Below are 26,391 nucleotides of genomic sequence, written 5' to 3' on the forward strand. Positions count from 1 at the left end.
AAGAGGAAGGGGTCTGTCCCATGCAACCCGGAGCGTATTTGGACTTAGCACAGGTTACCCTGTACGTATTTTGGATCTTCTTCGCTGGCTTGCTGTTCTATCTCCGCCGGGAAGACAAGCGCGAGGGCTATCCGCTGGTGGCTGATGCCGGCAGCGGCACTCGCCTGGCGAAGATCGGCGTGCCTGCGCCGCCGGATCCGAAGACCTACCTGCTGCGTGGCGGTGCGACCAAGACCGTGCCGTCGACCAGCAACGACCGCCCGAACGTGGCGCTCACTCCGGCCGCTCCGTGGCCGGGTGCGCCGTTCGTCCCGACCGGCAATCCGTTCGCCGATGGCGTCGGCCCGGGCTCCTACGCGCAGCGCGCCGATGTGCCGGAACTCGGCCTCGACAACCTGCCGATCATCGTTCCGCTGCGTGCCGCCAAGGGCATGTTCCTCGATCCGCGTGACCCGAACCCGGTTGGTATGCCGGTCGTCGGCTGCGACGGCGTGGTCGGTGGTACGGTGACCGAAGTGTGGGTCGACCGCGCCGAAGTGCTCGCCCGCTACCTCGAGGTCGAGGTTGCCAAGAGCCGCAAGCGCGTGCTGCTCCCGGTGCCGTTCGCGCTGATCAACGATCCGTTCGGCAAGGTGTCCGTCGACGCCATCCGCGGCGATCAGTTCGCCGGCGTCCCGACCACCTCGAAGGGCGATCAGGTCTCCAAGCTCGAAGAAGACAAGATCTGCGCGTATTACGGCGCCGGCACTCTCTACGCCACGCCGCTGCGTTCGGAGTCGCTCGTATGATCGACAGCCCCAGCCAGTTTCGTGAGCTTCCATCGCCCTTGCCGGAGGGAGAGCGCGTCATCTGGCAGGGGAAGCCGACCTACAAAGGGTTGGCCATCAGGTCCTTCCACATGCGGGCCGTGGCGATTTATTTCGTCCTGCTGATCGCGTGGAAGGCCTGGTCGAACTGGTCGAACGGCCAGTCGCCGGCGGAAGCGTTGACGTCCGCGTCGATGCTTCTGATCCCGGCGGCAGCCGGTCTCGGTCTGCTTGCACTGCTCGTCTGGCTGTTCCGCCGGGCGACCTGCTACACCATCACCTCAAAGCGCGTGCTGCTTCAGATGGGCGTGGCGCTGCCGATCACGATCAACATCCCGTTGACCCGGATCGCCAACGCCGACCTCCGCCAAAATCGTGACGGCAGCGGCGATATCCCCCTGCGGATCATCGACGACAAGCGCGCATCCTACGTTCTGCTGTGGCCGCATGTGCGGCCCTGGTACATCAATCATCCGGAGCCGATGCTCAACTCGGTCCCGGACGTCGCCACCGTCGCTGCCAAACTCACCGAGGCAGTGAAGGCGCAAACCGACAGCTCCGCGGTGGCGATCATGCAATCCACCAGTAGCGGCCCAGAAGACGGTCCGCTGCCAAGTCCCACCGCACCGGCAGTAGCCTAATAACCGGAGATCGAGATGAGCGAGGCCGCGCACAATCTCAATGTTCCGAAGGGCGCTTTGATCGCGGCTGCGGCGGTCGTGTTGTTCACGATCGCTGTGGCGGCAACCGCCCAACTGACCGGGGTTGGTCATTCCCGAATGACCCCTCCGGCGATGGTCGAAAGCCTCGACCTGAACTTCGAAGACAGTCCCGACGGCGCCGTGCTCGTGTATCGGACCGCCGATCGCAGCCTGGTGAAGTCTTTGCAGCCGGGTCAATCCGGCTTCGTCCGCGTGGTGTTGCACGGCATGGCGCGTGATCGCCAGAAAGCCGGCGTCGGCTCGGAGCCGTCGTTCAAGCTCGCCCGCTACGTCAACGGTCAGTACACGCTGACCGATCCGGTCACCAGCAAGGTGATCGACCTCAACGCGTTCGGCGCCGACAATCTCCGCGCCTTTTCGCAGTTGATGCCCGCCGGCAACGGCACCGATCAAACCACCTCCAATAACGAGATCCTCAACGAGAAGGGCGCTTCGAAATAAGCATGTTCGGACTAGGGAAACGCACGAGCTTCGACGTCCCCTGCACGGTCGAGATCGAACAGACCTCGGAAACCCTGCATGCGCACGTCGTCCTCGACGGCGACATCGAAATCGGACCCGGCGACGAGGTCCTGGTTCATGATGCGCCGACCCACGTCGACTTCGGCGAACGTTTGGTCGTTCGTCGCACCGCAACCGTGGTCCGTGCCGGTCTTCTCGACAAGATTCGTGCGCGGTTCGAAGGCTACCGTGAACTGACCGAACTGTACGAAGTCAGCTTTTCGACCGGGAGGGTTCAATGATTCCAATGGAGGGTGGCGCCCAAGGCGCACTCCGAACGCGACCAGACATCAAGGGTAGCGTCGACAGCCTCAACATCGCCAAGCAAGACACCATCCTGACGCCGCGGTTCTACACCACCGATTACGCGGCGATGGACAAGCTGGACGTCAGCCTGGTGCGGGCCGAATGGACCGCGATGATGAACGAGCTGCGTGCCGACTATAACAAGTCGCACTTCAAGAAGACCGACGAGTTTCTGAACAGCGACCTCGACAAGCTGCCGCCGGAGCTGCGCGCCGAGTTCAAGGACTTCCTGGTGTCGTCGCTGACGGCCGAGTTCTCCGGCTGCGTGCTCTATGCCGAGATCAAGAAGCGGATCAAGAACCCGGAGATCCGCGAACTGTTCGGCTTGCTGAGCCGCGACGAAGCCCGCCATGCCGGCTTCATCAACGAGATCCTCAAGGATCACGGCATCGGCGTCGACCTGTCGTTCCTGACCAAGGTCAAGAAGTACACCTACTTCCGGCCGAAGTTCATCTTCTACGCGACCTATCTGTCGGAGAAGATCGGCTACGCCCGCTACATCACGATCTATCGCCAGATGGAGCGCCACCCGGAACGCCGCTTCCACCCGATCTTCAAGTGGTTCGAGCGTTGGTGCAACGACGAGTTCCGGCACGGCGAGGCGTTCGCTCTGCTGATGCGCGCCGATCCGTCGCTGCTGTCCGGCGTCAACAAGCTGTGGATCCGGTTCTTCCTGCTCGCGGTGTTCTCCACGATGTACGTCCGCGACCACATGCGCCCGGCGTTCTATGAGGCGCTCGGCGTCGATGCCACCGACTACGGCATGCAGGTGTTCCGCATCACCACCGAGATCTCCAAGCAGGTCTTCCCGGTGACGATCAACCTCGACGATCCGCGCTTCCTGCAGAACCTCGAGCGGCTGCGCATCGCCGCGGAGAAGATCGACCGCAGCCACAGCCAGGGCCTGCTCGGCAAGTTGAAGCGGCCGTTCTACGCCGCCTCGGCGGCGCTGGCTTTCGGCCGGCTGTTCCTGCTGCCGGCCAAGCGCAACGAACTGCCGCGCGTCATCGGCCTGCGTCCGGCGTGGTGAGGGGGATGGTGTGATGGTCAGCTACCTCGGCCCACCGATCTTCGCAGCCTTCGTCTGGTGGTTCTCCACCGGAGCGGTGCTGCTCCTGGTCGGCAGCGTCGGCCGCTCTGAATTGCTGCGGGCGGTGTGCGCCGGGGGAATGCTCACCATCGCCCTGTGCGGCCTGTCGGTCACCGCGCACGACGTCAGCGTCGGCGCCGCCTATATGGCGTTCAGCTGCATCATCTTCCTGTGGGGTGCGCAGGAGATCGCGTTCCTGTCGGGCTGGCTCACCGGCCCGCGGGCCGAGCCGTGCCCGCCCGGCGCCAAGGGCTTCGCCCGCTTCAGCTACGCGCTGCAGGCGATCATCTATCATGAGATCTGCCTGCTCGCCTGCGGCGGCGTGGTGCTGGTGGTGACGCTCGGCGCCGAAAACCAGGTCGGGCTGTGGACCTATGTGGCGCTGTGGGTGCTGCGCCAGAGCGCCAAGATCAATCTGTTCCTCGGCGTGCCCGTCACCAATGACGAGCTGATGCCGGATGCCGTCCAGTTTCTGAAGACCTACTTCGCCCGCAAGCCGGTCAGCGCTTTCTTCCCGATTTCGGTGACGATGGCGACCGCGGTGCTGGTGGTTATGATCCAGCGCATTGTCGAAGTCGCGGATACGCCGTTTGAAGTAGTCGGACTGACGCTGGTCTCGACGCTGTTCGCGCTCGGTGTCGTCGAGCATTGGTTCATGCTGCTGCCCCTGCCTGCCATCACGCTGTGGAGCTGGGGCATTCGTCCAGGTTTCTCGCCGGAGAACATCGTCATGGAACAGAAACCCTCCGCTCCCATCGCTGCTGCATCCGCGCAGGGATCGCCTGCGCAGCTCTCAGAAGCTCCGACGGCCGCTGAGGCTCGTCCCGCCGCGCCGCAGCTCGTTGTCGTTCCCACCGCCCGCGCCGAAGAGGCGCAGCCGAAGGCGCGCCAGCTGTGCGCCCGGCAGCGGCTGGAAGATCAGTTCCGCCAGACCTTCCTGGAGCAACATCCGCGGAGTGGCTTGGCAACGGCACGGGTCGCAGAACCCGCCGCGACGCTCAACGGGAGGACGTCATGAACTACGAAGCCTATTTCAAGCGGCAGATCGAAGGCCTCCATCGCGAAGGTCGCTATCGCGTGTTCGCCGACCTGGAGCGTCATGCGGGTGCGTTCCCGCGTGCGACCCACCACCGGCCCGAGGGCACCAATGAAGTCACGGTGTGGTGCTCTAACGACTATCTCGGCATGGGCCAGCACCCGGCGGTGCTGAGCGCGATGCACGAGGCGCTGGACTCCTGCGGCGCCGGCGCTGGCGGCACCCGCAACATCGCCGGCACCAACCACTATCACGTGCTGCTGGAGCAGGAACTCGCGGCGTTGCACGGCAAGGAAGCCGGACTGCTGTTCGCCTCTGGCTACGTCTCCAACTGGGCGACGCTGTCGACGCTGGCGTCGCGGATGCCCGGCTGCGTGATCCTGTCGGACGAGCTGAACCATGCCTCGATGATCGAAGGCATCCGTCACAGCCGCAGCGAGACCCGGATCTTCGCGCACAACGATCCGCGCGACCTCGAGCGCAAGCTTGCCGATCTCGACCCCCATGCGCCGAAGCTGGTGGCGTTCGAGTCGGTGTACTCGATGGACGGTGACATCGCGCCGATCGCCGAGATCTGCGACGTCGCCGACGCCGCCAACGCCATGACCTATCTGGACGAGGTCCACGGCGTCGGCCTGTACGGTCCGAACGGCGGCGGCATCGCCGACCGCGAAGGCCTCAGCCACCGCCTCACCGTGATCGAAGGCACGCTGGCGAAGGCGTTCGGCATCGTCGGTGGCTACATCACCGGCTCGGCGGCGCTGTGCGATTTCGTCCGCAGCTTCGCCTCGGGCTTCATCTTCTCGACTTCGCTGCCGCCGGCGGTCGCCGCCGGCGCCTTGGCGAGCGTCCGCCACATCCGCTCCTCCTCGGCCGAGCGCGAACGCCATCAGGATCGTGTCGCGCGGCTGCGGATGCGGCTCGACCAGGTTGGCGTCGCCCACATGCCGAACCCGAGCCACATCGTGCCGGTGATGGTCGGCGATGCGGTGCTGTGCAAGCAGATCAGCGACGAGCTGATCAACCGCTACGGCATCTACGTGCAGCCGATCAACTATCCGACTGTGCCGCGCGGCACCGAGCGGCTGCGGATCACGCCGTCGCCGCAGCACACCGATGCCGACATCGAGCATCTGGTGCAGGCGCTCTCTGAAATCTGGGCACGGGTCGGCCTCGCCAAGGCCGCCTGAGCCCGTTCCTGATCTACCCGAGCAAGACTGGCGCGCGCCCTCCGGCGCGCGCCTTTGTCTTTGAAGGGCTTGGTGCCTGTGTCTGCCCCTTACCCCGACCGTCTCCCCGCGAAGGGCGGGGAGAGGGAGCCTGCTGTGCTTCGGGGTGCGGCAGAGCCCACACGGGCGCGTGCAGTTGAAAGTCTCGGTCTCGGGCTCGGCCTAACCTCTCCCCGCGCGCGGGGAGAGGTCGGATTGCGCAGCAATCCGGGTGAGGGGGCGTTTCGGCATAGCCGAGCCTCAGAAATCTGCGACGGCGGAAGGCCGGGCTCAGCGGATCAGGACCGCCGGCCCCCTCCGTTCAGCCCCGCTTGCCGCGCGGCGACGGCCGGGTCAGGCGCATCCGGCCATGGGTGCGCGGCAGGAAGTGCGAGCCCTCGGCCTTGATGAACTCAAGCATCGCTCGCGCGGGCGGCAGCAGCACCTTGTCCTTGCGGCTGACCACGAACCACTGCCTCACCACCGGCAGCCCCTCGACATCGAGGATCACCAGCCGCCGCTCGTCGAGCTCGGTGGCGACGGTGTGGGCCGAAATGAAAGCGACGCCGAGCCCGGCGATCACCGCCTGCTTGATGGTCTCGTTGCTGCTCATCTCCATGCCGATCGGCGGGCTGATCCCGGCGCCGCCGAAGAACTGCTCCATCAGGCTGCGGGTGCCGGAGCCGGGCTCGCGGGTGACGAAGGTCTCGTTTGCCAGCTCGCGCGGCGCGATGTTGTCCTTGCGCGCCAGGCGGTGCGCGGTCGGGGCGATGATGACGTGGGGGTGGTCGCCGATCAGGTGGACGTCGACTTCGAGGTCGACCGGCGGACGCCCCATGATGGCGATGTCGAGCTCGTAGTTGCGCAGCTCCGCGCCGATCTCCTGGCGGTTGCCGATCGACAGGTGCACGTCGATCTTCGGATGGCGCTTGAGGAAGCCGGAGATCGCGAACGGCACGAAGTACTTTGCGGTCGACACCGCACCGATCGAAATCCGCCCCGCCGTCTTGCCGGCGATCATCTCCAGCGAGGTCTCGCAGGCCGCGATCGCCGCCTCGATCCGCTCGCTGAGCGCCAGCACCTCGCGCCCGGCGTCGGTCAGCCGCATCCCGTCATTGCTGCGCTGGATCAGGGGCAGATCGGCCAGCGCCTGCAGATTGCGGAGCTGCAGCGTCACCGCCGGCTGGGTCAGGTTCAGCTTGCCGGCCGCCGCCGTGATGCTGCCGGTCTCGGCCAGTGCCGCCAGCGCGCGAAGCTGGCGAATCGAGACGGTTTTGAACTGTCGGCTCATCAAACAAACACGGCGTGCGGGGACGATTGCGAACTCTCGGCTATTCGCCAGAGAGGGTCAACCTGGAGCAGGGGGCCCCCTTGCTCCGGGCCTTAAGGGGGCAAGAGTGCGATCGGCCTGCGCCTGTCTTTGATCGGGGGCGATTGACCTGGTCATGGCCGGGTTCGTCGGAGCCAGCAACGTCTTATGGGGGCGCTGCGCTGGAGAGGTGGGGCGCTAGCACGAGTCCGAGCACGACGCAGGGGGGCTACACCTGACTTTGTTAGTGCGTGGTCGCGGGCGCTCAGGAAAGGTGAGAGGCTAACCGATTAGTTCGCCGCAATGGTGAGTTCTGTGATTTTGCGGCGAGCAATACTCGTAAACAGCGTCATTTTGATGCGTCGCAATGAATGCCATGATTACTACGTAACTACGTGAGATAACGAGTATTGGCCTGTTTGTCTTTGCGGTGCGCGAGAATCACGTTCATTTAAACTGTATATTAGTTCGCGAGTTATCAATATTCTCGCGGTTTCGTTGCGTGATACGGAGTGGCTGGCTGCCGCCACGGCAAAAGCGACATGCGATCGTCGAAAGGGAGGTCGTGTGAAAAGTCGTATTCTGCATATTGATGACGATCCCGCGATGCTGAAGGTCGTCGCCGCGGTGCTATCCCGAGATCCGGATCTTGAAACCAGGGGGTGCCTTTCCGCCGAAGAGGGCGTGCGCGCTGCGGCCGAATGGCTGCCGGACCTGATCCTCAGCGACGTTTCGATGCCGGACGTCGACGGCGTGCAATTCCTCGAAGAACTACGCAACCAGCCCGTCACCATGAGTATCCCGGTGGTTTTCACCACGGCGTGCGGCCGGTTCGACGACATCTCCGATTTCAAGTCGCTCGGCGCCTCCGGCATCATCGCCAAGCCGTTCAATCTGCGCGAACTGATCAGCAGCGTGCGCGGCTATCTCGACCTTGCTGCGGCGGCCGCCGACGATGCCGAATCGCTTCCCGAGGTCGAGATCCGTGACCGCTTCAGGGAAGACGCCGCGCTGCTGCGTGAGCTGCGCGAGCCGTTCGAAGATGGAGCGGCGCCGGACGGACTGCGCCATGTGGCTCACAAGCTGGTCGGCGTCGCCGGGATCTATGGTTTTGCGGCGATCAGCACGGCTGCGGCCGAGGTCGAGCGGGCGCTGAAACAGGCGGTGCAACAGCCAGAATCGCGGACCGATGTGGTGTCTCGTCTCGACGAATTGCTCGACCTCTTGGACCAGAACAGCGGCCTTCGGCCGGATTGATCAGCGCGACTGGAGAGCCGTATGAGCGCCCCTGTGATCCTGATTGCTGACGATGATCCGGCGGTTTTGGCCGCGTTGTCGGCGCGATGCCGCAAGATCGGCTTCGAGGTCGACACCGCCACCAACGGGCTGCAGATGCTGCTCAAGGCGCGGCGCAAGTCGCCGGACCTGATCATCGTCGACATCAACATGCCGAAGCTCGACGGGCTCACCGCCTCGTTTCACCTGCTCGAACCGGGTGGCTTGCCGGTCGACGTCATCGTGGTCACCGGCGTCACCTGCGAGGAGACGCTGGAGCGCTGCGAGGCGATGGGGATGTTCTACGCCTGCAAATGTGAGCAGTTCTGGCATCACATCAGCCGCGCGCTCACCGAGATCTTTCCGCAGATGGCCGAAGCGATCGCCGAGCACACCGGGCCGCTGATCGCCGGGCCCGATGTGCTTCCGATCCGGCCCCGCGTGCTGGTGGTCGACGACGACGAGCAGGTCGGCCAATTCCTGGCGAGCCGCCTGAAGAAGCTCGGGATCGAGGTGCTGTATGCACCGAACGCCGCCCGTGCGTTACGGATCGCGGCCGGTCAGTATCCGAGCGTGGTGGTCACCGACTATCACATGCCGGAAGGCGATGCCGATTTCCTGATCATGCGGCTGCGCAGCTCGCGCTCGACCGCGCAGATCCCCGTCATCGTCCTCAGCGGGTGGGAGATCGATGAAGTCACCGCCAAACTGCTGAAGCGCGATATTCTGGGCTATTCCGGCGCTATCGCGATCTTCAAGAAGTCGTTCGACGTGCAGGCGCTGTTCGACACGATCCAGCAATACTGCACGGGCGAGTCCAGGCCGGACGCCGCGGTCTAGGCGGATGGCGCACCGATGAACGACTTCAAAGACGCCAAGAGGAAGTTCGAAGGCGCACCGGTGCCCGCGCCGCGACGGCCGGTGCGACGGGGCGGGCGTGCCTTGATCCGACTTTTCGGGGTCGCGGTGATCGTCTCGCTCAGCGTGATGGCGGGGCGGATCGCCTCGCAGCACACTCGCGCCTGGGAGCCTCCCGGCGTCGGGCACGGGCTGGACGTGCCCTGGTGGATCTTTGTGATCTCGCTTGCGGTCGGCCTGTCGATCGCCGGCCTGATCGAGCTGCAACTGTCGCGCTACGAGCGGCGCAACGCGCACAAGCTCCGGCAGGCGCATCTGGCGGCGATCGTCGAGGGATCGAGCTACGCGATCGTCGGCCAGTCGATCGACGGCACGGTGCTGAGCTGGAACAAGACCGCCGAGCGGCTGTTCGGCTACACCGCCGAGCAGGCGATCGGCCAGAATGCCACCGAGCTGATGGTCCCGGACGATCTGCGCGACGAAGAGCAGCAAATGCTGTCCGGCATCAGCGACGGCACCGCGTTCGCCTATCTTTGGACCAAACGCAAGCGGGCGAACGGCACGCTGGTCGATGTCGCGGTCAGCATCTCGCCGATCCGCGCCGATGACGGCCGGCTGATCGGGATGGCGGCATCGATGCGCGACATCACCGATCTGGTGCAGGCGGAGCGCGAAGTTCACGACCTCAACGCCGCGCTGGAGCGGCAGGTCGCCGAACGCACCTGCCAGCTCGAAAAGACCCTGACGCTGCAGACAGCCATCCTGGAACGCGCCGCCTATGCGGTGATCGCCACCGACGTCACCGGCACCATTACGCTGTTCAATCCGGCCGCCGAGCGCATGCTGGGCTACAAGGCCGAGGACCTGATCGGCCGGGCGAGCGCGATGCTGTTCCACGATTCCGACGAACTCGCCGCGCGCGCCGAGGCGATGCGGAAAGAGGGCATCTCGGTCAGCTCCAATCTCGGTGTGCTGCAGGCTCGCCTGGCCCGCAACGATCCCGACACCGCGATGTGGACCTACATCGATGCCATGGGCAACCGCATCCCGACCCGGCTCACGCTCAGCCGGCTGCGCACCAAGACCGGCGTCAACCTCGGCGTGCTGGGGATCGCCGTCGACCTGACCGAGCAGCTCAAATACGAGGACGAGCTCAAGGCCGCGCGTGCCAGCGCCGAGCAGGCGAGCGCCGCCAAGGCGGATTTCCTCGCCAATATGAGTCACGAAATCCGCACGCCGCTGAACGGCATCATCGGCTACGCCGATCTCGTGCTGGAGGACGAGACGCTGGCGCCGGATACGCGCCGTCAGGTGATGCGGATCTTCGAGGCCAGCGACTCGCTGCGGGTGATCATCGATGACATCCTCGATTTCTCGAAGATCGAAGCCTGCGGGCTCACCCTGGAAAGCAAGCCGCTCTACATCAACGAGCTGATCGCCAATTGCGCCTCGATCATCGAGCCGAAGGCGGATGAGAAGGGGCTGAAGCTGATCGCGACCGCCCAGGCGACACCGCCGGTGCTGATCGGCGACGCAGGGCGGCTGCGTCAGGTGCTGCTCAACCTGATGAACAACGCCGTCAAGTTCACCACGGCCGGCTCGGTCGAGCTGATCGTGTCGTGTATCGGGCGGGTTGATCATCTGGTCCGGCTGCGCATTTCCGTTGCCGACACCGGCATCGGCATCTCGCCGGAGGCGCAGAAGGGGCTGTTCAAGCGCTTCAGCCAGGCCGACGAGACGATCTCGCGCAAATTCGGCGGCACCGGGCTCGGGCTGGCGATCTCGCAGCGGATCGTCCAGGCGATGCACGGCGAACTCAAGATCGACAGCCAGCCGGGTGTCGGCAGCACGTTCTATTTCGAAGTCGAGCTGCCGGTCGCCGAGCGGATCGATATCGAGCGGCTCGATGCGCAGGTCCATTGCAGTCGTTCGGTCAAGATCCTGGTGGTCGACGATGTCGAGATGAACCGCGATCTGTGCAAGACGATGCTGACCAGGGCCGGCCACGACGTCGATCTCGCCGACAGCGGCGCCACCGCGATTGCGATGGTCGCGAGCCGCACCTACGACCTGATCTTCATGGACGTTCAGATGGGCGAAATGGACGGGCTCGAAGCCACCCGCCGGATTCGTGCGCTCGGTCATGCTTACCGGGACGTGCCGATCATCGCGCTCACGGCCAACGTGCTTCCCGAACAGGTGGAGCGCTATAAGGCGGCGGGCGTCGACGGCCATCTCGGCAAGCCGATCAATCGCGCCGAACTGCTGGCCTGCGTGGCCCGATGGATCGACGGCGATATCGCGCACGTGCCGTCCGAGCCATTGGCGCCTGTCGAGCTTGGCTCCGAGCCGGAGCATCCGGTGCGCGATCAGGCTGCGCTCGAAGATCTGCGGATGTTTGCCAGCGAGCACGATATCGCGGGCTTTGCCGAGCAGCTCCGCGACACCATCACGCGCATCAGGACGCAGTGGCCGCACCACATCGACGCGATGAAGCTCGATCACGAGGCGCGGACCGCGCTCGGCGCCGCAGCTCACAAGACCGTGTCGCTCGCCGGTCAGCTCGGCTTCAAGCAGTTAGCAGCAGCGTGTCGCCGGATGGAGGCCGCCTGCGCGCCTCACAGGGATATCCACGACGCGTTTGCGGCGCTGCATGCCGCGCTCGACAACGCCGAGCCGGTGCTCGACGCCCCGTACGAGCTGACCTGATCGCGCCTGCCGCGATATATAAGAAATACTTTTGCGATATCGAAGATAATAAAATTTCTCTTATTTTCGGCGTTGTGGTCAAAGTCCTCCCGCACGCATCCCGCGACGCTGATCGGCATAGCGCGAACTTCGCGACCGAGTTCCCGAACGGCGTCGACCATCCAGCCGCCTCGGCCGGCCAGGGCTTTCAAGGAGGACGACATGAACGAAGCAGTCACCATCCGCGGCAAGGAACGCTACAAGTCCGGCGTGATGGAATACAAGAAGATGGGCTATTGGGAGCCCGACTACGAGCCGAAGGACACCGACGTCATCGCGCTGTTCCGCGTCACTCCGCAGGACGGCGTCGATCCGATCGAAGCTTCCGCGGCCGTCGCCGGTGAATCGTCCACCGCGACCTGGACAGTGGTGTGGACCGACCGTCTGACTGCGGCGGAGAAGTATCGCGCCAAGTGCTACCGCGTCGATCCGGTGCCGAATTCGCCCGGTCAGTACTTCGCTTACATCGCCTACGACCTCGATCTGTTCGAGCCGGGCTCGATCTCCAATCTCACCGCGTCGATCATCGGCAACGTTTTCGGCTTCAAGCCGCTGAAGGCGCTGCGGCTCGAGGACATGCGGCTGCCGATCGCGTACGTGAAGACGTTCCAGGGCCCGGCGACCGGCATCGTGGTCGAGCGCGAGCGCATGGACAAGTTCGGTCGCCCGCTGCTCGGCGCCACCGTCAAGCCGAAGCTCGGCCTGTCGGGTCGCAACTACGGCCGCGTGGTGTACGAGGCGCTGAAGGGCGGCCTCGACTTCACCAAGGACGACGAGAACATCAACTCGCAGCCGTTCATGCATTGGCGCGAGCGCTTCCAATACTGCATGGAGGCGGTCAACAAGGCCCAGGCCCAGACCGGCGAGATCAAGGGTACCTACCTCAACGTCACCGCGGCGACGATGGAGGACATGTACGAGCGCGCCGAATACGCCAAGGAGCTCGGTTCGATCATCGTGATGATCGACCTCGTGATCGGCTACACGGCGATCCAGTCGATGGCCAAGTGGGCTCGCAAGAACGACATGATCCTGCATCTGCACCGCGCCGGTCACTCGACCTACACGCGGCAGCGCAATCACGGTGTGTCGTTCCGCGTCATCGCCAAGTGGATGCGGCTCGCAGGCGTCGACCACATTCATGCCGGCACCGTGGTCGGCAAGCTCGAAGGCGATCCGGCGACCACCAAGGGCTACTACGACATCTGCCGCGAGGACTTCAACCCGATGACGCTGGAGAACGGCCTGTTCTTCGACCAGCATTGGGCCAGCCTCAACAAGCTGATGCCGGTGGCCTCGGGCGGCATTCATGCCGGCCAGATGCACCAGCTGCTGCACCTGCTCGGCGAAGACGTTGTGCTGCAGTTCGGCGGCGGCACCATCGGCCACCCGATGGGCATCGCTGCCGGCGCCACCGCCAACCGCGTCGCGCTGGAAGCCATGATCCTCGCCCGCAACGAGGGCCGCGACTACCTGCACGAAGGCCCGGAAATCCTCGCCAAGGCGGCGCAGACCTGCACCCCGCTGAAGGCCGCACTCGACACTTGGAAGAACGTGACCTTCAACTACGAATCCACCGACACCCCCGATTACGCGCCGACCCCGTCGGTCTCGGTCTAAAGGAGCGACACCAATGCGACTGACCCAAGGCTGTTTCTCGTTCCTGCCCGATCTCACCGACGAGCAGATCGCCGCTCAGGTGCAATACGCGCTGTCCAAGGGCTGGGCGGTGAACCTCGAATTCACCGACGATCCGCATCCCCGCAACACCTATTGGGACATGTGGGGCCTGCCGATGTTCGATCTGCAGGACGCCGCCGGCGTGATGATGGAACTGAACGAATGCCGCAAGATCTACGGCGACCGCTACATCCGGCTGTCGGCCTTCGACTCCTCGCACGGCTGGGAGTCGGTGCGGCTGTCGTTCATCGTCAACCGCCCAAAGGACGAGCCCGGCTTCCGGCTCGACCGCCAGGAGTCCGACGGCCGCAACATGCGGTACACCACACGCGCCTATTCGGCCGACAAGCCTGAAGGCCGCCGCTACGGAGGCTGATCGTGGACGCGACAGCAACGACGCCCAATGGAGACGACGCGCCGCCCGCGCGCGTCGATCTCCGAGCCGAGTTCAATGAAGTCGGCATCGGCGAGGTGCTCGATCAGCTCGATCGTGAGCTGATCGGGCTGAAGCCGGTGAAGACTCGCATTCGAGAGATCGCGGCGCTGCTGCTGGTCGAACGGCTGCGCAAGCGGATGGGGCTGGCCACTGGCAATCCCACCTTGCACATGTCGTTCACCGGCAATCCCGGCACCGGCAAGACCACGGTGGCGCTACGCATCGCCTCCATCCTGCACAAGCTCGGCTTCGTCCGCCGCGGCCACGTCGTCTCGGTCACCCGCGACGAACTGGTCGGGCAGTATATCGGCCACACTGCGCCGAAGACCAAGGAAGTGCTGAAGAAGGCGATGGGCGGCGTGCTGTTCATCGACGAGGCGTATTATCTCTATCGCCCGGAGAACGAGCGCGACTACGGCCAGGAAGCGATCGAGATCCTGCTCCAGGTGATGGAGAACCAGCGCGACGATCTGGTGGTGATCCTGGCCGGCTATGCCGACCGGATGGAGAAGTTCTTCCAGAGCAATCCCGGCTTCCGCTCGCGGATCGCCCACCATATCGACTTCCCGGACTACACCGACGGCGAGCTCTTGACGATCGCCGAAGGGATGCTGAGCGAGCAGAACTACCACTTCGCCCCCGAAGCGAAGGCCGCGTTCGAACGCTACATTGGCATCCGCAAGACCCAGCCGTTGTTCGCCAACGCCCGTTCGATCCGCAACGCGCTCGACCGTATCCGTCTCCGCCAGGCCAACCGCCTGATCGCCGACCTCGACCGCTCGCTGAGCGCTGAGGATTTAATGACGATCGAAGCGGGGGATGTGCTGGCGAGCCGGGTGTTCGGGAAGGAAGACGGTCGCGACCGGTGAGCATCGGTCGCGCCACGTCAAGTCGATGCTCGTCATGGTCCCGCGGGCGCATCCCGGTCAATGGCCGCGGACCGCGGAGACCGCCGGCTCGGTGTCGAGCAGCGCGTTCAACATCTTTTTCCCCGAAGTATCGACCTGCATCATCTGATCGGCCTTGAAGGTCGCCTTCAGGAAGCTCGACACCGCGCGGATGCGCGGCACGAATTGCAGGTCGGTATGCACGTTGATCCACAATTCGCGCGACGTCGACATCCGATCGTGGAGAATTGGTATCAGATCGCAGCGGCCCTTGGTGGCGAAGCTCGGCAATAGCACCAGCCCGAGCCCGCCAGCGGCGGCGTTCATCTGCGCGATCATGCTGTTGGAATGAAAACTCACCACGGGGGTTTTGATGACGTCGTCGAGCCAGCGCACCGAATCGAGCTGGATGAGGTCGTCGATATAGGTGATGAAACGGTGTCGCTTGAGATCAGCGGAAGAGCAGGGCAAGCCGTTTTGCGCGATGTAGTCCTCTGATGCGTACAGTCCGAGTTCGAAGCAACCGATGCGTTCCGAGACCATGCCCTGGCCGCGGGGTTGAAAGAAGCTGAGGAAGAGGTCGGCTTCGCGGCGGTTGACCGAGACGGCTTGCGGCGACGTCAGCAACTCCACGATCAGATTTGGATGTTGGCGGTGCAGCCGCGAGAACTGAGCGGCCAGATACAACGACGCGATCCCTTCCATTGTCGCCAGCCGGACGCGGCCCGCCGTTCGGCTGCCGCTGCATTGCACGTCCTCGCGCATCGCGATCACGGCGCTCTCGATCCGTTCGGCATGGCAGAGCAGTCGGTCGCCGAGCTCGGTCACGCGTAGTCCGGAGGGAAGCCGCTCGAACAGTGCGATCCCGAGAGTGCTTTCGAGATGGGCGATCTTCCGACTGATAGTGGATTGGTCGACCTTCAGTCGTCGCGCCGCGCTGCCCAGGCTGCCGCCTCGGGCCGCATGCAGGAACACCTTCAGGTCGTCCCAGTCGAGTGAATTGAACTCTGTCATGGCTTCGTATCGGCAAAAGCTGTGCCAATCGGAGCCGGGGAGGCGAAGTGTCGCCGACTGCAAGCCGGGTTGCAGGATTGCCTCTACCCATCGCCCGCGGAGGCGACCTAGCCTGCTCGAAACCAAGGACGACAACATGCTTCCTCACTTCAAAGCAGCTGCGATACACGCCGCGCCCGTATTCCTCGACAAGACTGCGACTACAAAAAAGGCGATCTCGCTCATCCGTGAGGCAGTCGCTGCGGGTGCGGAGCTGGTTGCATTTCCGGAGACTTACATCCCGGCGTTTCCGGTTTGGGCGGCGTTGTGGGCACCGATCGACAACCACGATCTGTTCGTGCGAATGGCGGATCAGTCGGTGCTGATCGATGGTCCCGAGGTGAAAGCGATCCGGGACGAGGCTCGGCGGCTCGGCGTTGTGGTGTCGATCGGTATCAGCGAAAAATCGCCGGCCAGCGTGGGTGGGATCTGGAACTCCAATCTATTGATCGGCGAGGACGGCGAGATCCTCAACCATCACCGTAAGCTGGTTCCGACCTTCTACGAGAAGCTGATCTGGAGCGCCGGTGACGGCGCGGGTCTCCGCGTCGTCGACACGCGGCTCGGCAAGATCGGTCAATTGATCTGCGGCGAAAACACCAATCCGCTGGCGCGCTATGCATTGATAGCGCAGGGCGAGCAGTTCCATATCTCGAGCTGGCCGCCGGTCTGGCCGACCCGGCGTCCGGCCGAAGGCGGAAACTATCACATTGCGGCGGCGACCCGGATTCGCGCCAGCGCGCATTGCTTCGAAGCGAAGGTCTTTGGTCTTGTCACGTCCGGCGTGCTCGACAAGGCCGCGCGCGACATGCTGGTGGCGCGCGATCCGTCGGCCGCAGCCGTGCTCGACGGCACGCCGCGCGCGGCGACATTCTTCTTGGACCCGACAGGCGAGCAGATCGGCGAAGCGCTGTGCGAGGACGAGGGCATTCTGTATGCCGATATCGATCTCAACCGATGCGTCGAGCCCAAGCAATTTCACGACGTGGTCGGTTACTACAACCGGTTCGATGTTTTCGCCGTCAGCATCAGCCGTCGCCGGCTGACGCCGGCGACGTTCGTCGACGATCTGCCACTCCCCGCAGTCGTGGACAATGTCGAAGACAAGGTCGGGCGCGCGCCGAACGCGGCGCCCGTAGTCCTTTAACTTCGCCGGAGGCGTTTCCCCAAGCCGCAGTTCACTGCCGATGGTGGCGGTGATTCAACTCGTAGAGGTGGTGATATGCAGTTTGACCGTCGGCAGCTTTTGCTTGGAGGAGTCGGCGCCGCAGCCGGGCTTGCGCTTCCCGGAGGTGCATTTGCGCAATCGCCGGCCGCGATCGGAACCTTTCCGGCGGGCGTTTCGGCCGATTCGGTGTTTGTGGGCCTGACCATTCCGCTCACCGGGGTTTTCTCGGGCGATGGCGGCGATCTCAAGCTCGGCTACGAGCTGGCGATCGCGCAGATCAACGCCGGTAGCGACATCGCGCAGAAATGGGGACTCAAGGGCAAGGGCGTGCTGGGCCGGCAAATTCGCTACAAGGTCTCGGACACCGAGGGCAAGCCGAACCTCGATGTGCAGAGCGCCACGCAGTTCATCCAGCGCGACAAGGCCATCATGGTGTCGGGCTCGGTGTCTAGCTCCAGCGCGATCGCGCTCGAAGAGCTCGGGTCGCGCGAGAAAGTGCTGTACATGGTCGGCATCGCCGGCTCCAACGACATCACCGGAAAGAATTGCCAGCGCTACGGATTCCGCTCTCAGCAGAACGCCTATATGGCGGCCAAGGGCCTCGCTCCGGTGGTGGCGAAGGCGCTCGGCAAGAACATCAAGATGGCCTTCCTGGTGCCCGACTACACCTACGGCCACAGCGTGTATGACAGCTTTTCCAAGTTCGCGACCGAGCAGGGCTGGAAGCAGGTTGCCAAGGAAGTGGTGCCGCTCGGCACTACCGATTACTCCTCGGCGTTGCTCAATATCGCCAACAGCGGCGCTGATGTGTTCGTCAACATCGCCTTCGGTGCCGACTCCGTCGCCTCGACTAAGCAGGCCGAGCAGTTCGGTGTGCTGAAGCGGATGAAGCTCGTCGTGCCAAATCTGTCGTCGTTCCAGGACAAGGAGCTCGGCGCCGAGTTGATGCAGGGGGTCTACGGAAGCTGTGATTTCTGGTTCGGTCTGCAGGACAAGTTCCCGCTCGCCAAGGCGTTCGTCGACAGCTTCGTCGCGCAGAACAATTACCATCCGCGCTGGGGGGCACATATCGGCTACATGCAGACCTATCTGTGGGCGATGTCGGTCGAGCGTGCCAACACCTTCAATCCGGTGGACGTCATCAAGGTGATGGAGAATTCCAAAGCGGAGCCCTACGTCACGACGATCGGCAAAGTCTATTTCCGCGCCGAGGACCATCAGATGGTGCGCCCGATCCCGATTCTGCGCGGCAAGAAACCGTCGGAGATGAAGCACAAGGAAGACTTCTACGACATCATCGACCTTGTCGACGGCGAGGCCGTGATGAATCCGCCGGACCTGTTCGGTTGCAAGCTCGGCCCCTACACCTGAGGATCGTCATGCCGAGCTTGCCCGTTCTGATTTCGCAGGCCTTTAACGGCTTGGCACTCGGCTCACTGCTGGCACTTGTCAGCAGCGGGTTGACGATCATTCTCGGCACGCTCGGCGTGCTGAATTTTGCCCACGGCGCGCTGTTCGCCGTGGGCGCCTACGCCGCCTTCGTGATGCTGCAGTACACCTCGTCCTTCGTGCTGGCGGTCGTCGTCGGCTGCGGCTTCATGCTGGTGCTCGGCTTCGTGCTCGAGCGCGTCATTATCCGTTACTTTTACGACCGACCGCACGAAGACCAGATCCTCGTGACTTACGGCATCGGCATCGTGCTCGTCGAGTGCATCCGAGCCGGATTCGGAGGCAACGCCCAGCGGGTGCCCGTGCCGTCCTGGGGGCAGGGCGCCACGCAGCTCGGCTTCCTGATCTATCCAACCTATCGGTTGCAACTGATCGCAATCATCGCCGGGTTGCTGCTCGCCCTCTATCTGGTGTTGTACCGTACCTCAATGGGCCTGGTGGTGCGCGCCGGAATCGAAAATCCGGGTATGGTCGGAATTCTAGGCATCAATGTCCGCCGTGCCTTCCTTCTGGTGTTCGCGATCGGCATCGTCGCCGTCGGCCTCGCCGGAATGCTGTATGCCCCCGTGGTAGCGGTTTCGCCGGACATGGGTGCGAACTTCATGGCCCAATCCTTCGTCGTGATCGTGCTCGGTGGTCTCGGCTCGTTCCCAGGCGCCATCGTCGGCGGCCTGATCGCGGGCGAGATCATCAGTCTCACGAGTGCGTTCAACTCATCGTATTCGGAAGTCATGCTCTACGCACTTATGGCGCTGTTGCTCGTGATGCGTCCGCAGGGGCTGTTCGGTACGGAAGGCCGGGCATGAAGTGGGCGAGCAGATACGTTCCGGAAGCCCTTGTCCTGCTGACGCTGGTGCTAGCTCCGGTGGCGCTGAATCCGCTCGGGTTCTCGACCGACCTGCTGACGCGGGTGCTGAATTGGGGGCTGATCGGCCTCGGCTTTGATATCTTGTTCGGCCTGACAGGGCTGTTGTCATTCGGCCAGGCGGCGTTCTACGGCGTCGGCGGTTTCGTGACGGCCTATCTGCTGGTGTCCGGCGCAGTGGGCAGCGTTTGGCTCGCGTTACTTGTGGGGACGGCCTCAGCCGGGGTTTTCGGTCTCGTGGTCGGCTGGTTCGCCGTCCGGCGGATCGGCATTTACTTCACGATGATCACGCTGGCGTTCGGCCAGATGGCCTATTTCATCGAGAATTCGCCGTTGTCGGATTACACCGGCGGCGAGAACGGGATCCCCGGCGTGCCGGCGCCGACACTCGGCTTCGGAGCCGATGCGTTCAGGATCAGCGCCGGATTGCCGATGTACGTACTCTTCGCGGTGATCTTCTTTCTCGGCTACGTACTGGCACGGCGCATCGTGCGCTCGCCGGTGGGCGCGATTCTGCTGGCCATCAAGGAGAACACCGGACGCGTCGCGATGCTCGGCCACGACGTGCCCGCCTACAAGCTGACCGCGTTCGTCATCGCTGCACTGTACGCCGGCCTTGCCGGCGGCTTGCTCGGCTCGTTCCAGAGCTATATGCCGCCTGACGCGTTCTCGCTCGAGACATCTGGACAATTGGTGGTGCAGACCATCGTCGGCGGTGCCGGCACCCTGATTGGACCGTTGGTCGGCGCAGCAGTGTGGCTGTGGCTGCGCGACAACCTGCAACTGATCCCCGGCTTCGCCATGCTTTGGAAGTTGGTGCTCGGCATCGCGTTCATCGTGCTGGTGATCGGGCTGCGCCGCGGCGTCTGCGGAGAGATCGTGCATTGGTGGAACGAACGCACCAATCAAGCAGCGCTACGCGCGGCCGAAGCGCGAACGGAGGCGATCGAGGCGCACAACATCGATGCCGTGGCGGGCGAGGAGCTCAGGCGCAGGGATGTCGCTCTATCGCTCGCCGAGCCCGCGACCGGCGACGGAGAGGTCGCGCTCGAGGCGCGATCGCTGGCGCGATACTATGGCGGCCTGCGCGCAGTCGATGGCGTTTCTTTCAAGGTGCGTCGCGGATCGATCCATGCCGTGATCGGCCCGAACGGTGCCGGCAAAAGCACGCTGTTCAAAATGCTGCTCGACGAGATCAGCCCGTCGTCGGGAGAGGTGCTGCTGTTCGGCGAGAGATTGACCGGAGTTGGCGTCAGCCGAGCCGCCCAGCGCGGGGTCGCCAAGAGCAATCAGCTCAATCAGTTGTTCCCCAATCTGTCGGTGCGCAACAACCTGCGGATCGCAGCCTTAGCGCGCGGCCGCGGCCCCTTGCGCTTCGATCTGCTGCGGCCGGCGGATAGCCTGCCGGACGTCGAAGCACAGATCGCCGTCATCCTGGATCAGCTCAACCTCGTCGAGCGTGCCGATACACCGGCGCATGTGCTGGCTTATGGCGAGAAGCGCCGCCTCGAAATCGGGATGGCGCTGGCGACGAGTCCGAACGTGCTGCTGCTCGACGAGCCGCTGGCCGGTATGAGCCCGGCGGAGAGGGCTGCGACCTGTGCCTTCATCCGCGATATTGCCCGAGCCCGAACCGTGGTGATCGTCGAGCACGATCTCGACGCCATTTTCGGCCTCGCCGAGCGCATCACCGTGCTTTACGAGGGTCGGCTGCTCGCGGACGGCACTGCCGACGAGGTCCGCCGCAACCCGGCCGTCCAGGAGGCTTATCTCGGAGGGCTGCACGCGCATGAGTCTGCTTGAAGTCGACCGCATCAACACGCTGTACGGTGACTCCCATGTGCTGTTCGACCTCTCGATCCGGGTCGAGCAGGGCGAGGTGGTGGCCTTGCTGGGCCGCAACGGCGCCGGCAAGACGACCACGCTGCGTTCGATCATGGGCGTGCTGTCGCCACGGAACGGCTCCATCCGCCTGGACGGCAAGCCGATCGGCGGCTTGCCGCCGTCGGCGATCGCCGCCATGGGCGTTCAGCTCGTCCCCGAAGAACGCGCCATCTTCGGCGGGCTCACGGTCGAGGAGAACTTGCGCATCGCCGCGCTCACTGCCCCGAATGCCTGGACGTTCGATCGAATCTACGAGGTGTTTCCGCGGCTCAAGGAACGGCGTAAATCGGCGGGGCGCTCGCTGTCCGGGGGCGAGCAGCAGATGCTGGCGATCGCCCGCGCGTTGATCCGCGATGCGCGCATCATCCTGCTCGACGAACCGTTTGAAGGTCTCGCGCCGTTGATCGTGCGCGACCTGGTCGCGGTCGCCCGCGATCTTGCCGCCGAAGGACGGACCATGATCGTGGTCGAACAGAATGTCGCTGCCGCGCTCAGCTTCGCCAACCGGGTCTACGGCCTCAACAACGGTCACGTCGTCTTCGAGGGCACCCCGGCCGATCTCACCGCCAACCCGGGCATGGCCCGCGACTTTCTCGGCGTCGCGTCCTGACGCGGGGCCGGTGCGGCGAGGTCTCGTCTCGCCGCACCGGCCGTCGCGATCATTGCTGCAGCGCCTTCAGCACCTCGTCGGGACGCTCGACCATCATCGTATGGCCCGCGCCTTTGAGGATCACGGTGCGTGATCCTGCGATCGCGGCGGCGAGGGTCTTGCCGTTCTTGGTCGGGGTCATCATGTCGCGTTCGCCGAGGATGAACAGCGTCGGCACCGTCACCTTCGCAGCCGCTGCGAGCGCGTCCTTGTAGTCGTTGCACGCCGACAGATCGTTGAAGATCACGCCGGGCTTGTTGGCTTCGAGCACCCGCACCGAGCCGCCGTGCATCCACAGGCCTGGGGCGAGGTTGCCGCCGATCTCGGCGTCGGGGCCGAGGCCCCAGATCGTCATCATGGCGATCGCGGCGGGATCGTTGGCTTCGGCGGCCTTCAAGAGATCGGGGCCGACCGCCATCGTCGAGGTGGTGCCGATCAGCGCCAGCGACGCGACCTTGGCCGGATGCCGCGCGGCGGCTTCGAGCGCAATCAGCGAGCCCATCGAGTGACCGATCAGCTTGGCCGGCTGCGCGCCTGTGGCGTCGAGCAGCGCGGCGATCCAGTCCGCCATCTCGGCAATCGTCTTCAGCGCCTCGCCACCGGAGCGGCCGTGGCCAGGCAGGTCGGGCGCCAGCACGGCAAAGCCGTGATGCGCGAACCAGCGCGTCTGCAGCGCCCACACCGAGTGATCGAAGCCAGCGCCGTGAATGAACACCGCGGCGGGCAGCGACGCGTCGAACGGCTTGCCGCCGGTGGCGACGAAGGTGTCTGTCCCGTTGACCTTGATCTGCATGGCTTAGCCCTTCTGCGAAACGCGCAGCGCCTGCGCCAGGTCAGCGATAATGTCGTCGGCGGTTTCGATGCCGACCGACAGCCGGATCAGCTCTTCACCGATGCCGGCGGCCGCGAGCTGCTCGGCGCTCATCTGCTGATGCGTGGTCGATGCCGGATGGATCACCAGCGTCTTGGCGTCGCCGACATTGGCGAGATGGCTGGTCAGCCGCAGCGCTTCGATGAACTTGCGCCCGGCGGCGCGGCCGCCCTTGATGCCGAACGAGATGATCGAGCCGGCGCCGTTCGGCAGCAGCGTCTTGGCGAGTTCGTAGTCGGTGTGGTTGTCCAGCGTCGGATGCAGCACCCAATCGACCGCCTTGTTGGCCTGAAGGAAGTCGAGCACCGCCTTGGTGTTGGCGACATGCCGATCCATCCGAACCGGCAGCGTCTCGATGCCCTGCAAAAGCTGGAAGGCGTTGGTCGGCGACAGACACGCACCAAAGTCGCGCAGGCCTTCCATCCGCGCGCGAATGACGAAAGCGGGCGGGCCGAACTGCTCGTCGAAGACGACGTCGTGATAGCCGGCGTAGGGCTCGGTCAGCGTCGGAAACTTGCCGGAGCCGCGCCAGTCGAACCGGCCGCCATCGACCAGCACGCCGCCGATGGCGATGCCGTGGCCGCCGAGCCATTTGGTGACCGAATGCATCACGATGTCGGCGCCGAGCTCGATCGGCTTGCTGAGGTACGGCGTCGCGAAGGTGTTGTCGATCAAGAGCGGGATTTTCGCCTCATGGGCGATGGCCGCGACCTTCGGGATGTCGAGCACTTCGAGACCCGGATTGCCGATGGTCTCGCCGATCACCAGCCTGGTGTTCGGCTGGATCGCCGCGGCCAGACCGGCGTGGTCGCGCGGCGCCACGAAGGTGGTGGTGATGCCAAACCGCGGCAGCGTGTGCGCCAAGAGGTTGATCGTGCCGCCGTACAGCGACGACGACGCGACGATGTGATCGCCGGCATTCAGCAGCGTGGCGATCGCCAGATGCAGCGCCGCCATGCCGCTGGCGGTCGCCACCGCGCCGACGCCGTTCTCCAGCGCGGCGATCCGCTCTTCCAGCACCGCGATCGTCGGATTGGAAATCCGCGTGTAGAGGTGGCCGGGCCGCTCCATGTTGAACAGCGCGGCGGCGTGGTCGGTGTCCTGAAACACGTAGGACGTGGTCTGATAGATCGGCACCGCGCGCGAGCCGGTCAGCGGATCGGGATGTTGCCCGGCGTGCAGGCTGAGGGTTTCAAATCCGGGCGGTTTGGGTGCGGCCATGATGTGCTCGGGATGTTTCCTGGATTGTTAGTTAGGTTCCTTCATTGCGAGGAGCGGAGCGACGAAGCAATCAGGCTCAGTGCTCGGCGCTTCTGGATTGCTTCGCTTCGCTCGCAATGACGGGGAAAGGGCGGTGTCCAAGACTTTATGCCACGCTCACGCTTCGGCGTCAGCCAAGCCGACCGCCCACAGCGCGAACGCATAGACGATGGCGATCTCGTCGAGGCGGCTGAAGCGGCCGGAGGCGCCGCCGTGGCCGGCGCCCATGTTGATGCGCAGCAGCACCGGGCCGCCGCCGGTCATGGTAGCGCGCAGCCGCGCGACCCATTTGGCGGGCTCCCAATAGGTGACGCGCGGATCGGTGAGGCCACCCATCGCCAGGATCGCTGGATACTCTTTGGCGGCGACGTTGTCGTAGGGCGAGTACGACAGGATGGTCTTGAAGTCGGCTTCGCTCGCAATCGGATTGCCCCACTCCGGCCACTCGGGAGGGGTCAGCGGCAGGGTGTCGTCGAGCATGGTGTTGAGCACGTCGACGAACGGCACCTCGGCGACGATGCCGGCGAACAGCTCTCCGGCGCGATTTGCGACGGCGCCCATCAGCATGCCGCCGGCACTGCCGCCGTGGGCGACGATGCGCTTGGGCGAGGTGTAGTTCGTCGCAATCAATGCGCGGGCACTGGCGGCGAAGTCGTCGAACGAGTTGGTCTTCTTCTCGCGCTTGCCGTCCAGATACCAGCCCCAACCCTTGTCGGCGCCTCCGCGGATGTGGGCGATCGCATAGACGAAGCCGCGGTCGACCAGCGACAGTGCGTTGGCCGAAAAGCCGGCGCCCATTGCATGGCCGTAGGAGCCGTAGCCATACAGCAGCAGCGGCGCCTTGCCGTCGAGCTTGAGGCCGGCCCGATGCAGGATCGACACCGGCACCTCGGCGCCGTCGCCGGCCTTGGCCATGATCCGGGTGGTGACGTAATCGGCCGGATTGTGGCCGGAGGGAATCTCCTGGCGCTTGCGCAAGGTCCGCTGCCGCGTCGCCATGTCGTAGTCATAGACTTCCGACGGCGTCGTCATCGACGAATACGAGAACCGCAGGTTCGTGGTGTCGAACTCGTAGCCGCCGATGGTGCCGAGCGAATACGCGGTCTCGGCAAACGCGATCGCGTGCTCATCGCCGGTCTTCAGGTCGCGGATGGTGATCGAGGGCAGCGCATTGGCGCGCTCCAGCCGGATCAGATGGCCGGTCGTGAGATCGAAATCGATCACATAGATCCCGGCGCGGTGCGGGATCAAATCGCGCCAGTTGTTGCGGGTCGGCTCAGCCAGCGGCGCGGTGACGATCTTGAAGTCGATCGCACCGTCGGCATTGGTGAGGATGAACAGTTCGTCGCCGCGATCGCCGAGCGAATATTGCACGCCGAGTTCACGCTTGGCGACGAGGCGCGGCGGCGCGGTCGGGTCGGAGACGTCGATTAGCCGCTGCTCGGAGGTCTCGTGGTCGCCGCCGGCGATCACGCAGAACCGGCCGCTGGTGCTTTCGTGGATGTGGGTGAACCAGCCGGAGTCCGGCTCCTCGTAGATCAGAAGATCGTCGGCCTGCTGGGTGCCGAGCTTGTGCAGCCACACCTGCATCGGGCGGTGGTTGTCGTCGAGCTTGACGTAGAAGAACGCGGTCGAATCCGCGGTCCACACCAGGCCGCCGTCGGTCTCCTCGACCGTGTCGGGCAGGTCCTGCTTGGTCGTCCAGTCGCGGACGCGGATGGTGTAGTATTCGGAGCCCTTGGTATCGGCGCTCCAGCCTTCCAGCTTGTGGTCGAGCGAGTGCCGGCGGTCGCCGAACTGGAAGTAGTCGTGGCCCTTGGCAAGCTCGTCACCGTCGAGGATGATGTCGATCTCGCCGCTGCCGTCGCGCGCGACGCGGCCGTACAGCGGGTGCTGGCCGCCCTCGCGATATTTGCGCAAGTAAGCGTAAGGGCCATCCGGCGACGGGACGCTGGAATCGTCCTCCTTGATCCGGCCGCGCATCTCGGCGACCAGCTTCTTCTGCAAACTCGTGGTGTGGCCGAGCACGCTGTCGGTGTAGCCGTTCTCTGCCTCGAGATAGGCGCGGATATCGGGATCGAGCAGCGACGGATCGCGCAGCACCTCCTGCCAGTTCGGATCCTTCAGCCAGGCATAGTCGTCGGTCAGCGTGATGCCGTGGGTGGTGAAGCTATGCGGACGGCGCGGCGCGACCGGCGGTTGCTGGTTGGCGGCACGGGGCGGGGCAGAGGTCATCGGCAGGTCTCGTTCAGGGCGGGGTGGGCAGGCTTAGCACGTTTCCGCCTTGCGGCGCCGGGCGGATTGCGCTGGATAGGCGGGGGCGCCGGTTC

23 protein-coding genes are annotated in these 26,391 nt (G+C 64.5%); 18 read left to right on the plus strand and 5 right to left on the minus strand.

Translation table 11 applies throughout. The annotated features are described in order from the left end of the window. The first annotated feature begins 20 nt into the window (after positions 1-20). Genes puhA through hemA form a run of 7 tightly spaced genes read left to right on the plus strand, consistent with a single transcriptional unit; the run spans position 21 to position 5,651 of the window. Positions 21-788, plus strand: a complete 768-nt coding sequence (puhA, locus tag HZF03_RS07585) for a photosynthetic reaction center subunit H (protein ID WP_011157107.1) — start codon at positions 21-23, stop codon at positions 786-788. Next, positions 785-1,447: a photosynthetic complex putative assembly protein PuhB gene (gene puhB, locus HZF03_RS07590; protein ID WP_011157108.1), complete on the plus strand. Its 663-nt coding sequence runs from the start codon at positions 785-787 to the stop codon at positions 1,445-1,447. The genes puhA and puhB overlap by 4 nt, the downstream gene beginning before the upstream one ends. Before the next feature lie 15 nt (positions 1,448-1,462). After that, positions 1,463-1,969 carry a photosynthetic complex assembly protein PuhC gene (puhC, locus tag HZF03_RS07595; RefSeq protein ID WP_011157109.1) on the plus strand — a complete coding sequence of 169 codons (507 nt, stop codon included), beginning with the start codon at positions 1,463-1,465 and terminating at the stop codon, positions 1,967-1,969. Between the two features lie 2 nt (positions 1,970-1,971). Further along, positions 1,972-2,271: a hypothetical protein gene (locus HZF03_RS07600; RefSeq protein ID WP_011157110.1), complete on the plus strand. Its 300-nt coding sequence runs from the start codon at positions 1,972-1,974 to the stop codon at positions 2,269-2,271. Further along, positions 2,268-3,365 (plus strand): magnesium-protoporphyrin IX monomethyl ester (oxidative) cyclase, encoded by a 1,098-nt coding sequence (acsF, locus tag HZF03_RS07605; protein ID WP_012495162.1) that lies wholly within the window; start codon positions 2,268-2,270, stop codon positions 3,363-3,365. Before HZF03_RS07600 ends, acsF begins: the two co-directional genes overlap by 4 nt. A gap of 13 nt (positions 3,366-3,378) precedes the next feature. Further along, the gene (puhE, locus tag HZF03_RS07610) at positions 3,379-4,443 is read left to right on the plus strand and encodes a putative photosynthetic complex assembly protein PuhE (protein WP_011157112.1); all 1,065 of its coding nucleotides are present in this window, start codon (positions 3,379-3,381) and stop codon (positions 4,441-4,443) included. Further along, on the plus strand, positions 4,440-5,651 hold the full coding sequence (hemA, locus tag HZF03_RS07615) for a 5-aminolevulinate synthase (RefSeq protein WP_119019439.1): 1,212 nt from the start codon (positions 4,440-4,442) through the stop codon (positions 5,649-5,651). Before puhE ends, hemA begins: the two co-directional genes overlap by 4 nt. A 340-nt stretch (positions 5,652-5,991) precedes the next feature. Here hemA and HZF03_RS07620 read toward each other — a convergent pair whose 3' ends face one another. Further along, complete coding sequence (locus HZF03_RS07620) at positions 5,992-6,960, minus strand: LysR family transcriptional regulator (RefSeq protein ID WP_012495164.1); 969 nt, start codon at positions 6,958-6,960, stop codon at positions 5,992-5,994. Positions 6,961-7,545: 585 nt separating this feature from the next. Here HZF03_RS07620 and HZF03_RS07625 point away from each other — a divergent pair. From HZF03_RS07625 to cbbX, 6 genes are all read left to right on the plus strand, one after another. Beyond that, positions 7,546-8,235, plus strand: a complete 690-nt coding sequence (locus HZF03_RS07625) for a response regulator (protein ID WP_119019985.1) — start codon at positions 7,546-7,548, stop codon at positions 8,233-8,235. A gap of 21 nt (positions 8,236-8,256) precedes the next feature. Continuing rightward, positions 8,257-9,093 carry a response regulator gene (locus HZF03_RS07630; RefSeq protein ID WP_011157116.1) on the plus strand — a complete coding sequence of 279 codons (837 nt, stop codon included), beginning with the start codon at positions 8,257-8,259 and terminating at the stop codon, positions 9,091-9,093. Positions 9,094-9,108: 15 nt separating this feature from the next. Beyond that, entirely contained in the window at positions 9,109-11,820 is a 2,712-nt protein-coding gene (locus HZF03_RS07635; protein WP_119019986.1) for a PAS domain S-box protein, read from the plus strand. A gap of 201 nt (positions 11,821-12,021) precedes the next feature. Then, positions 12,022-13,479: a form I ribulose bisphosphate carboxylase large subunit gene (locus tag HZF03_RS07640; RefSeq protein WP_119019987.1), complete on the plus strand. Its 1,458-nt coding sequence runs from the start codon at positions 12,022-12,024 to the stop codon at positions 13,477-13,479. Positions 13,480-13,492: 13 nt separating this feature from the next. Continuing rightward, the gene (locus HZF03_RS07645) at positions 13,493-13,915 is read left to right on the plus strand and encodes a ribulose bisphosphate carboxylase small subunit (RefSeq protein WP_011157119.1); all 423 of its coding nucleotides are present in this window, start codon (positions 13,493-13,495) and stop codon (positions 13,913-13,915) included. Positions 13,916-13,917: 2 nt separating this feature from the next. Then, positions 13,918-14,844 carry a CbbX protein gene (cbbX, locus tag HZF03_RS07650; RefSeq protein WP_011157120.1) on the plus strand — a complete coding sequence of 309 codons (927 nt, stop codon included), beginning with the start codon at positions 13,918-13,920 and terminating at the stop codon, positions 14,842-14,844. 57 nt (positions 14,845-14,901) lie between these two features. Here the strand turns inward: cbbX and HZF03_RS07655 are convergent, their stop codons facing one another. Next, the gene (locus HZF03_RS07655; RefSeq protein ID WP_119019988.1) at positions 14,902-15,876 is read right to left on the minus strand and encodes a LysR family transcriptional regulator; all 975 of its coding nucleotides are present in this window, start codon (positions 15,874-15,876) and stop codon (positions 14,902-14,904) included. A gap of 136 nt (positions 15,877-16,012) precedes the next feature. Between HZF03_RS07655 and HZF03_RS07660 the strand changes: the two genes are divergently transcribed. From HZF03_RS07660 to HZF03_RS07680, 5 genes are all read left to right on the plus strand, one after another. Continuing rightward, positions 16,013-17,062, plus strand: a complete 1,050-nt coding sequence (locus tag HZF03_RS07660) for a carbon-nitrogen hydrolase family protein (RefSeq protein ID WP_119019989.1) — start codon at positions 16,013-16,015, stop codon at positions 17,060-17,062. Between the two features lie 207 nt (positions 17,063-17,269). Continuing rightward, on the plus strand, positions 17,270-18,454 hold the full coding sequence (locus HZF03_RS07665) for an ABC transporter substrate-binding protein (RefSeq protein WP_234832338.1): 1,185 nt from the start codon (positions 17,270-17,272) through the stop codon (positions 18,452-18,454). A gap of 8 nt (positions 18,455-18,462) precedes the next feature. Further along, positions 18,463-19,338 (plus strand): branched-chain amino acid ABC transporter permease, encoded by an 876-nt coding sequence (locus HZF03_RS07670; RefSeq protein ID WP_012495170.1) that lies wholly within the window; start codon positions 18,463-18,465, stop codon positions 19,336-19,338. Continuing rightward, the gene (locus tag HZF03_RS07675) at positions 19,335-21,200 is read left to right on the plus strand and encodes a branched-chain amino acid ABC transporter ATP-binding protein/permease (RefSeq protein WP_119019991.1); all 1,866 of its coding nucleotides are present in this window, start codon (positions 19,335-19,337) and stop codon (positions 21,198-21,200) included. The genes HZF03_RS07670 and HZF03_RS07675 overlap by 4 nt, the downstream gene beginning before the upstream one ends. Further along, the gene (locus HZF03_RS07680) at positions 21,187-21,891 is read left to right on the plus strand and encodes an ABC transporter ATP-binding protein (RefSeq protein ID WP_011157126.1); all 705 of its coding nucleotides are present in this window, start codon (positions 21,187-21,189) and stop codon (positions 21,889-21,891) included. The genes HZF03_RS07675 and HZF03_RS07680 overlap by 14 nt, the downstream gene beginning before the upstream one ends. Before the next feature lie 49 nt (positions 21,892-21,940). Here the strand turns inward: HZF03_RS07680 and HZF03_RS07685 are convergent, their stop codons facing one another. From HZF03_RS07685 to HZF03_RS07695, 3 genes are all read right to left on the minus strand, one after another. Beyond that, the gene (locus HZF03_RS07685; protein ID WP_179906279.1) at positions 21,941-22,723 is read right to left on the minus strand and encodes an alpha/beta fold hydrolase; all 783 of its coding nucleotides are present in this window, start codon (positions 22,721-22,723) and stop codon (positions 21,941-21,943) included. Between the two features lie 3 nt (positions 22,724-22,726). Beyond that, positions 22,727-24,022: an O-acetylhomoserine aminocarboxypropyltransferase gene (locus HZF03_RS07690; protein ID WP_119018089.1), complete on the minus strand. Its 1,296-nt coding sequence runs from the start codon at positions 24,020-24,022 to the stop codon at positions 22,727-22,729. A gap of 156 nt (positions 24,023-24,178) precedes the next feature. Then, the gene (locus HZF03_RS07695) at positions 24,179-26,296 is read right to left on the minus strand and encodes a S9 family peptidase (protein ID WP_119018088.1); all 2,118 of its coding nucleotides are present in this window, start codon (positions 26,294-26,296) and stop codon (positions 24,179-24,181) included. Positions 26,297-26,391 lie beyond the last annotated feature (95 nt).

Source organism: Rhodopseudomonas palustris, assembly GCF_013415845.1.
GTDB classification, from domain to species: domain Bacteria; phylum Pseudomonadota; class Alphaproteobacteria; order Rhizobiales; family Xanthobacteraceae; genus Rhodopseudomonas; species Rhodopseudomonas palustris_F.

Coding starts and splice junctions, on each gene's coding strand:
- HZF03_RS07620 (WP_012495164.1), bottom strand. CDS start 6,960: ATGAGCCGACAGTTCAAAACCGTCTCGATTCGCCAGCTTCGCGCGCTG.
- HZF03_RS07640 (WP_119019987.1), top strand. CDS start 12,022: ATGAACGAAGCAGTCACCATCCGCGGCAAGGAACGCTACAAGTCCGGC.
- HZF03_RS07690 (WP_119018089.1), bottom strand. CDS start 24,022: ATGGCCGCACCCAAACCGCCCGGATTTGAAACCCTCAGCCTGCACGCC.
- HZF03_RS07675 (WP_119019991.1), top strand. CDS start 19,335: ATGAAGTGGGCGAGCAGATACGTTCCGGAAGCCCTTGTCCTGCTGACG.
- puhE (WP_011157112.1), top strand. CDS start 3,379: ATGGTCAGCTACCTCGGCCCACCGATCTTCGCAGCCTTCGTCTGGTGG.
- HZF03_RS07685 (WP_179906279.1), bottom strand. CDS start 22,723: ATGCAGATCAAGGTCAACGGGACAGACACCTTCGTCGCCACCGGCGGC.
- HZF03_RS07670 (WP_012495170.1), top strand. CDS start 18,463: ATGCCGAGCTTGCCCGTTCTGATTTCGCAGGCCTTTAACGGCTTGGCA.
- puhB (WP_011157108.1), top strand. CDS start 785: ATGATCGACAGCCCCAGCCAGTTTCGTGAGCTTCCATCGCCCTTGCCG.
- HZF03_RS07630 (WP_011157116.1), top strand. CDS start 8,257: ATGAGCGCCCCTGTGATCCTGATTGCTGACGATGATCCGGCGGTTTTG.
- HZF03_RS07635 (WP_119019986.1), top strand. CDS start 9,109: ATGAACGACTTCAAAGACGCCAAGAGGAAGTTCGAAGGCGCACCGGTG.
- HZF03_RS07600 (WP_011157110.1), top strand. CDS start 1,972: ATGTTCGGACTAGGGAAACGCACGAGCTTCGACGTCCCCTGCACGGTC.
- HZF03_RS07655 (WP_119019988.1), bottom strand. CDS start 15,876: ATGACAGAGTTCAATTCACTCGACTGGGACGACCTGAAGGTGTTCCTG.
- HZF03_RS07695 (WP_119018088.1), bottom strand. CDS start 26,296: ATGACCTCTGCCCCGCCCCGTGCCGCCAACCAGCAACCGCCGGTCGCG.
- hemA (WP_119019439.1), top strand. CDS start 4,440: ATGAACTACGAAGCCTATTTCAAGCGGCAGATCGAAGGCCTCCATCGC.
- HZF03_RS07660 (WP_119019989.1), top strand. CDS start 16,013: ATGCTTCCTCACTTCAAAGCAGCTGCGATACACGCCGCGCCCGTATTC.
- acsF (WP_012495162.1), top strand. CDS start 2,268: ATGATTCCAATGGAGGGTGGCGCCCAAGGCGCACTCCGAACGCGACCA.
- puhC (WP_011157109.1), top strand. CDS start 1,463: ATGAGCGAGGCCGCGCACAATCTCAATGTTCCGAAGGGCGCTTTGATC.
- HZF03_RS07645 (WP_011157119.1), top strand. CDS start 13,493: ATGCGACTGACCCAAGGCTGTTTCTCGTTCCTGCCCGATCTCACCGAC.
- HZF03_RS07680 (WP_011157126.1), top strand. CDS start 21,187: ATGAGTCTGCTTGAAGTCGACCGCATCAACACGCTGTACGGTGACTCC.
- puhA (WP_011157107.1), top strand. CDS start 21: ATGCAACCCGGAGCGTATTTGGACTTAGCACAGGTTACCCTGTACGTA.